The organism is Accumulibacter sp., assembly GCF_031732815.1.
In the GTDB taxonomy this organism is placed as follows: Bacteria; Pseudomonadota; Gammaproteobacteria; order Burkholderiales; family Rhodocyclaceae; genus Accumulibacter.
In genome coordinates, this window is the sequence record NZ_JAVMKF010000068.1 from 1 (window position 1) to 7,170 (window position 7,170).

At 71.1% G+C, this 7,170-nt stretch carries 6 protein-coding genes; 5 read left to right on the forward strand and 1 reads right to left on the reverse strand.

Features of this window, described 5'->3' with window-relative positions; translation table 11 throughout:
* From RKP46_RS05980 to RKP46_RS05995, 5 genes are all read left to right on the forward strand, one after another.
* The coding region (locus RKP46_RS05980) for an SUMF1/EgtB/PvdO family nonheme iron enzyme (RefSeq protein WP_311105789.1) at nt 1-3,220 on the forward strand (3,220 nt) is incomplete at its 5' end.
* A gap of 196 nt (nt 3,221-3,416) precedes the next feature.
* Nucleotides 3,417-3,977 carry a helix-turn-helix domain-containing protein gene (locus tag RKP46_RS05985; RefSeq protein ID WP_311105790.1) on the forward strand — a complete coding sequence of 187 codons (561 nt, stop codon included), beginning with the start codon at nt 3,417-3,419 and terminating at the stop codon, nt 3,975-3,977.
* Nucleotides 3,974-4,312 carry a four helix bundle protein gene (locus tag RKP46_RS05990; protein WP_311105791.1) on the forward strand — a complete coding sequence of 113 codons (339 nt, stop codon included), beginning with the start codon at nt 3,974-3,976 and terminating at the stop codon, nt 4,310-4,312. The genes RKP46_RS05985 and RKP46_RS05990 overlap by 4 nt, the downstream gene beginning before the upstream one ends.
* Before the next feature lie 137 nt (nt 4,313-4,449).
* Nucleotides 4,450-4,608: an SUMF1/EgtB/PvdO family nonheme iron enzyme gene (locus RKP46_RS20190; RefSeq protein WP_409194109.1), complete on the forward strand. Its 159-nt coding sequence runs from the start codon at nt 4,450-4,452 to the stop codon at nt 4,606-4,608.
* Nucleotides 4,609-4,704: 96 nt separating this feature from the next.
* Nucleotides 4,705-5,703, forward strand: coding sequence for a reverse transcriptase/maturase family protein (locus RKP46_RS05995; protein WP_311105792.1), 999 nt, complete (start codon nt 4,705-4,707; stop codon nt 5,701-5,703).
* A 178-nt stretch (nt 5,704-5,881) separates the two neighbouring features.
* On the opposite strand, the gene RKP46_RS06000 is transcribed toward RKP46_RS05995, so the two are convergent.
* Nucleotides 5,882-7,170, reverse strand: a 1,289-nt coding sequence (locus tag RKP46_RS06000; protein WP_311105793.1) for a formylglycine-generating enzyme family protein, incomplete at its 5' end; no start/stop codon positions are given.

Here is a 7,170-nt window from a genome sequence, read left to right on the forward strand (position 1 = left end):
CAGCCGCCTGTCCGGCGGGCAGGCGCAGCGGCTCGCGATCGCCCGCGCGTGGCTGCGCGATGCACGCCTGGTCATCCTCGACGAGGCGACCTCGCACCTCGACGCGGCGTCGGAGGCGCGCATCCGCGACGCGGCGCGGGCGCTGCTGGCCGGCCGCACGGCGTTGATCATCTCCCATCGCCACCGGCTGGCCATCATCGCCGACCAGGTGGCGGTCATCGAGGACGGACGGGTGGCCCGGGTCGGGGCGCCGGCGGCCATCCTGGGCCCCGACCAGCCCGACCAGCCCGACCGGCCGCGCGCGCTGACGCCCGAGGAATTGCGCAGCAAGACGTTTACCGACTGGCGTCCGGCGCTCGCCGCAAGCCCGGCCGAGGCGCGCCGCAGCGGCTTGCCGCTCGCCATCGTCCTCGCCGCGAGTGCGCTGCTTGCCGCCGGTGGCGCCTGGTGGCGGCTGCGCAAGCTGTGCTGGCTGCCGGCAGCGGCGCCACCGCCGACGCGTCCGGGAGCGCCGCGCATCTTCCTCGCGCCGCCCGCCGCGGCCGGCGCGCAGTTGCTCGACACGCCGCAGCAGGACATTCTGGTCTGGGGAATCGGCCGCTTCCTGTCCGACGAAGCGACGCGCCGCCTCGATCTGGCGGCAACGGTCAAGGCGACGGCGCGCCGCGCCGGCATCGCCGAACTGCGCTTCGTGCGCGCCAGCGAACAGCGCGAGGTCTGGCTATGGCTCGACGAAACCGCCGAAGACAGCGCGCTGGCACGCCTTGCCGACGAAATTCAGGCGACGCTCGTCGCGCACGGTCTGCCGGTCGAACGTGCCAGCTTCCGCGGCGTGCCCGAGCGCCTGCTCGGCACCGGCGGCGAGGTCTTCGCGCCACGCGAAGTCGACGAGCGGCGCGCACACGCGCTGGTCGCCGTGCTCACCGACGGACGCGTCCTCGCGCGTCGTTACGCCGCCGACGACCAGCGCCAGCGGATCGACGCGCTGCTGCGTGGCCTGGCGCACTGGCCGCAGCTCGCCTTCGTCGATTTTTCCGCCGGCAGCGGCGAGCTGGCGGCGATCCTCGCCGCGCACGACCTGGCGCTCATCGCGCCCGGTCGCCTGGCCAGCTTCCTCGGCGGCAGCCGCGCCGGCCAGCGCGCGAACGGGGCTGGCGCGCCGACCGACGAGTGCGCCGCCTGGGCCGGCGCCTGCGCCCTGTCGCCGGCAGCGGTCGACGAGGCGACCGCTTTCGAGCTGCGCCGCGCGCTCGGTCTGCGCGTCTCGCCGTGGGCGATGCGCGAAATGCAGCGCCGCGCGCCCGGACCGCCGGGTCGCCTGCACTGGCCGCCGGCGCGCCGCGCCGAAAGCGTCAACTGGCTGCGCCGCGCCGAGGCCGACATCGCCGCCGACGCCGCTGCCGATGGCGCGCGCGAAAGGCCTGCCGACAGCCTGTTCGCGCAAGCGCTGGCGTTCTGGGAGGCCGCCTACGACCGGGAAATCGCCACCCGCGCTGCGCGCGACTACGCGCTTCCCTGGCACGGCACGCCCGCCGAACAGCATCTGGCGATGGAGCGCCAGTGTCTGCGCCTGTGGCGGCGCGCGCAGGCCGGCGCGGCGATCGGCGAACTCTACGCGCTCTACCAGAACGAACGCCATCAGGCCGCGATTCGCCGGCAGCTCGGCCAGTTGGCGCCGCGCGGCGAGCCCCCCGGCAGCGGGCGCATCGAATTGCCGTGGTCGTGGCACGAACGCAGCGCGACCGAACAGGAGATGTTGCAGAAGATGGGTTTCGCCGGCGACCGGCCGCACGCACGCGCACGCGCTCCCGGCCGCCTGTGGCTGGGCCTGGCCGCCTGCCTGGGTCTCGCCGCCGGCGCGCTGCTCGGCGTGCTGCTCGCCCCGCCGCAGCCGCCAGTCGGCCCGCCGCTGCTCAGCCACGAGCCGGCGCTGCCCGCCGCGGCGCGCGTCGAGCTCGACCAACTCGCCGACGGCAACTGGCTGCTCAGCCTGAGCAGCGCACACTCGCTGCTCGATACGCGGCTCGCGCCGGCGGCCGAGGTGCGCGTCGCCTGGCGCGAAGTCACGCAGCGCTGCGTCGAGTCGCTTGCCGCCGGCAGCGAAGTCTGGCGTTGCGCTTCGCCGCCGCCGGCGTCGCTGCGCGAGGCCCGGATCAGGCGCCGCCTGGTCGTCGTTCCGGCGGCAGCGAGCGCCGGCGTAGCGCAGCTCGCCGCCGCGCTGCTCACGGGCGGCAGCGCCGACGCCGTCCTCTTCGACCCGGCGTGGCCGGCGCAACGTCGCGTGCTGCTCGGCGAGCGCGAAGTCCTGCGCGACGACGAACAACTGCTCGTGCTCAGCGCCGGCACGCCGCCAGCCGACTACCCGCTGCCCGCCGGCGCTGCGCGCGCCTGGCTGCACGCGGCGAACTGGTCGTCGCTGCTCGAAGCGCTCAGCTCGAGCAGCGAAGTGCGCCCGGCTAGCGCCGTCTGGCCGGACGCGCGCGTCGTCGCCGGCGACCCGGCGCCGATCCGCTTGGCCGGCGTCGGCGGCTGCCGAGCGCAGGAAGAGCCGGCCGACGCGCAGGGAATCGTCTTCGTCCGCCTGTGCGCCGGCCGCTTCCGCATGGGCTCGCCGGCCGGCGAAGCCGGGCGCGATGACGACGAAGGACCGCAGCACGAAGTCACCTTGCCGGCGTTCGCGATCGCCCGCAACGAAGTCAGCAACGCGCAGTTCCGCCGTTTCCGCCCGGCGCATGCGGGCGCCGACGAGCTGCCGGCGACCGGGGTTTCGTGGAACGACGCGCGTGCGTTCTGCGAGCACTTCGGCTACCGCCTGCCGAGCGAAGCCGAGTGGGAATACGCCGCACGCGCTGGAACGCAGACGCGCTACTCGTTCGGTGACGACGCGCAGGAACTCGGGCGCTACGCATGGTTTGAGGACAATGCACAAGGTCGTGCGCAGCCGGTCGGCACACGCCTGGCGAATCCCTGGGGCCTGTTCGACATGCACGGCAATGCCTGGGAGTGGGTGCAGGATTGCTATCATGACCGCTACGACGGCGCGCCGGTCGATGGGAGCGCCTGGGAAGGCGGTGAGTGTTGGTATCGTGTGCTGCGCGGGGGCTCCTTTGTCAACTGGGCCGAGTTCCTGCGTTCCGCGTTCCGGTTCAGGGTCGGGCCCGGGGACGAGCTCGAGTACTTCGGTTTTCGCTGTGTGCGCGGCCCGCGCCGCCAGCCTTGACTCTTGCCTTTTGCCCTTTCGACCCCGCGCAGCGGGGTCGACGAAAAATTTTTTTGTCGACACTTTGACACTATTTTGTCAGTCAGTGTCGGCGGCTGTCGGTAAAATGCAAGCGCGTCAGGCGCACGCGCCTCGTGTTCGCCGCGCCGCGCATTGACGCCGCCGCGCGCTGACCTGGGGGAACTGGGGGACGTGGATGAAGCTGAGCCTCGAACAGGCGGCTGCCCGGCTCGGCAAGAGCGAGCGGCAAGTCCGCTACCTGATCATGAACGGTCGGCTGCCGGCCGAGAAAGTGGCCGGCCGCTGGCTGATCGATTCCGCAGCGCTGCCGCTCTCGCCCGGCCAGCAGTCGGCCGTCGAACGCAAGGAACGGCAACTTCGTGCAGCGGTCGAGGACGGGCTGGGGCTGTCGGAAGCGAACGAGCGCGCGCCGCGCTACTCGGTGCGCGACCTGAAGGCGTTCCAGTTGGCCCAGCCGGTGCACGGCAAGGCACTCGCCTTGCTCGGCGCCGACCATCCGGCGACGGCCGCACTGCGCAGTGTGCTCGGCGCACTGACGCGCGGCTGCCATCGCTTCGACTACGGGGAAAAGGCGGAAGCGTATCGCTTGGCGCGCGACGCCACCAGCGAGGCGATCGTCGAGCTTCTGCTGTGCGGCCGCAGCGAGACCGACGAGCTGGTCGCGCTGCTCGAACAGGAACTGATGGCAGCGCTCGCCGGACTGCTGCGTCGTCTCGATCATAAGCGGCGACGATGAACACCCGCTACGCCGCGGCACCGCTCTACGTCGACAGCTTCGCGCTGTGCGAGTGGCTGCTCGGCCATTTCGGCGACGACCCGCGCTGCCTGCCGACTGCGCTCTGCCAGTCGGCGCTGGCGCTGTTTTCATCCGTCACGCTGGCCTTGAAGGGCAGGCGTCGCGACGAGCACCTGGAGGACGCCGACGAGCACCTGATCCGGCTGCGCGCGCAACTGCGCCTGGCGCACGCGCTGAACGTCCTCAGCGAAACGCAGATGCTGTACGCCCTGGAACGAGCCGAAGTCATCGGCCGTCAGTTGGGCGGCTGGCTGCGCTCGCTGGAACCAGTCTGAGGGCAGGCGCGCTCGTCCCGCCGCGCCTTGTGCGACACGCATGCACCGGCAGCACGCGCGACGCGCGCAGCGCACATCCACCGTCGATTGCCTATAATGGCGGCGTCAGGTCCAACCACCGCTTCCTTTATTGAGGTGTGCTGCGCGGGGGCTCCTTTGTCAACAGGGCCGAGAACCTGCGTTCCGCGAACCGGAACAGGAACAGGCCCGAGAACGAGAACGAGAACATCGGTTTTCGCTGTGTGCGCGGCCCGCGCCGCCAACATGCCGCCGGCTTGGCGCCATGCAGGATCTGACCGGGGCAGTGCGCCCCGACATCCCCCGCCCGCCCGTTCCAGTAGCCTTCGGCGACCGTCCGGGCGGGCAACCGCCTGGCGCTCGCAGGTCGCCTGATGCACTCGGTCGCCGCCGGTTCGTTCGTGCGCTTGAGCAGCCTGGTGGCGCTCTGGCGAGCGTGGCAGGAAACGCGCCGCGGCAAGCGCCGTCAACCGCGCCTGGCGGCTTTCGATCTCGATGCCGACACGCATCTGATTCGTCTGCAGCGGGCGCTGGCTGCCGACACCTGGCAACCCGGAGGCTATCGGCTGGCGATCGTCCGTGAGCCGAAAACCCGCCTGATCGCCGCGCCGGAGATCGCCGACCGCATCGTCCAGCGCGCCTTGCTCGACGAAATCGGGCCAGGCTACGAACGCAGCTTCATCGATCACAGCTTCGCCTGCTGCCGCGGGCGTGGGCCGCAGCGGGCGCTGCTGCAGTACCTCGCGTGGACGCGCGAGCACCGTTTCCGGCTGTCGCTCGACGTTCGGCGCTACTTTGCGTCGATCGAGCACGCCACGCTGTATCGCTTGTTCGCCCGGCGGCTGGACGATCGCCGCACGCTCTCGTTGATCGCCCGCTTGCTGGCGGCCGGTGGCGCCGTCTATCAGTCGCCGCTCGCCCGTTCCTTGCCCGAGTTCGCCGACGAAGCGGTCGCGCCAGGCCGAGGAATGCCGCTCGGCGGTTATCTCAGCCATTGGTCGGGCGCACTCTACCTCGATGGCCTCGATCACTTCGTCAAGCGAAGCCTGAAAATCGGCGCGTATCTGCGCTACATGGACGACTTCACGCTGTTCGGCGACGATCCGTACGCGCTCGCCGAGGCGCACGCCGCGATCAGCGAGTGGCTGCGCAACGAGCGCAAGCTTGAGCTGAAGCCCACTGCCGGCGCCGTGCAGCCGACCACCCAGCCGAGTACCTTCCTCGGCTTCCGCGTCAGCCGCGCCGGCTTGCTGCCCGGACCGAAAGCCAGACGCCGGCTGCGCCAACGCCTGCGCGACGCCTCCGTACTGGGGCCCGATCGCCTGACGCGCGGGCTACGCGCTTACCGCGGGGTTCTGCTGACGCTCGGATGACCCGCTTCGCTCGACCAGCGCCAACGAGTGAAAGCGAGGCTTGTCGGCATGTCCGTTGTTGGTCGCCTGTCGCCGGACAACACCGTCAAGTGTGTCATTTTGTTGTCAAACAGTTGACAAAATGTCATTTCTTGCGCGCGACCCCGCTGCGCGGGGTCAAAAGGGCAAAAAGCAAGAATCAAGGCTGGCGGCGCGGGCCGCGCACACAGCGAAAACCGAAGTACACGCCCCCGACCTCGACCTCGGGCCTGAACCAGCCCCGGTTCGCGGAACGCAGGATCCCGGCCCCGGCGACAAAGGAGCCCCCGCGCAGCACACGCCATGTTCCGCCCACCGGCCCGACCGGATTGATTTCTGCTTCGGCCGGGTAGTCACCGAACCAATCCCAGCACCACTCCCAGACGTTGCCGTGCATGTCGTGCAGTCCCCAGGCGTTGGGCGCGAGCCCGCCGACGGCGTGCGGATGGCCATCGGCGTTGGCGCTGTACCAGGCATGGCGAACGAGTTCGGCCGCGTCGTCGCCGAAGGAATAGCGCGTTTCGCTTCCCGCCCGGCACGCGTACTCCCATTCCGCCTCGGTCGGGAGGCGGTAACCGTCAGCCGCGTGCTGCCAGGTCACGTTCCTGGCATCGATGGTGTAGCAGCGCGCCAGGCCGTCCTCGTCGGACAGGCGGTTGCAGAACTGCACGGCGTCGTACCAGGAAATCCAGTTGGCCGGCCAGTCGTCCGCATCGTTCTCCGGCCAGTTGTGGCTGACCTCAGGCATCAGCCTTTTGTACAGACCGCGGGTAACCGGATGAGGCATGCACGCGAAGGCGTCCAGCGTTACCTCGCGCAGCGGGCCTTCGTCATCGCGGTGGCCGGCTTCGCCAGGTGGGCTGCCCATGCGGAAACGACCGGCCGGGATGTCGATCAGCGCCACCGACAAGGCGCGGCGCGCGGCTGCTGGCGGCGCTGGCGGTGTCGGGGGCTCGGGAGATTCAGGGGGCTCCGGAGCTTGAACCGGCTGATCCGGATCAGCCGGTATGAGCGGCGTGACCGGTGTGACCGGCGTGAGCGGCTCGTCAGCCGCGCCTGGTGGTGCGCCGTCGACGACCGAGATCGGCCGCGCGCTGAAAGCGATCGCCAGCGCGCCTGCCACCAGGGCAAGGAAAGCGCTGGCGGCGAGCAGCAGCGCCAGCGGCGACGCCAGGCTGAGGCCGCTGCCCGCCAGCGCGCCGGCGAGCAGGCCAAGCGTGACGCCGAGTCCGGCTGCCGCTGGCGGGCGAACGTCGTCGAGCCGCTGCAGCAGCGATCGGCGGCGCGCGCCCGGCGCGCTCGGCTCGGCGGGAATCGGGCTCATCGGCGGCGCAGTGCCCGTTTGCCGCACGCCTTCCGCGCAGCCCGGCCGGCGGCGCGGCCGCGTCGCCGCCGGCGACAAGCGGTGCTGGCCATTTTTCCCTCCCCTCGCTGCTCGACGATCAGCGT

Excerpts from the sequence above, each read along its gene's own strand:
- RKP46_RS05995 (WP_311105792.1), top strand. The coding sequence starts at position 4,705 with ATGCACTCGGTCGCCGCCGGTTCGTTCGTGCGCTTGAGCAGCCTGGTG.
- RKP46_RS05990 (WP_311105791.1), top strand. The coding sequence starts at position 3,974 with ATGAACACCCGCTACGCCGCGGCACCGCTCTACGTCGACAGCTTCGCG.
- RKP46_RS05985 (WP_311105790.1), top strand. The coding sequence starts at position 3,417 with ATGAAGCTGAGCCTCGAACAGGCGGCTGCCCGGCTCGGCAAGAGCGAG.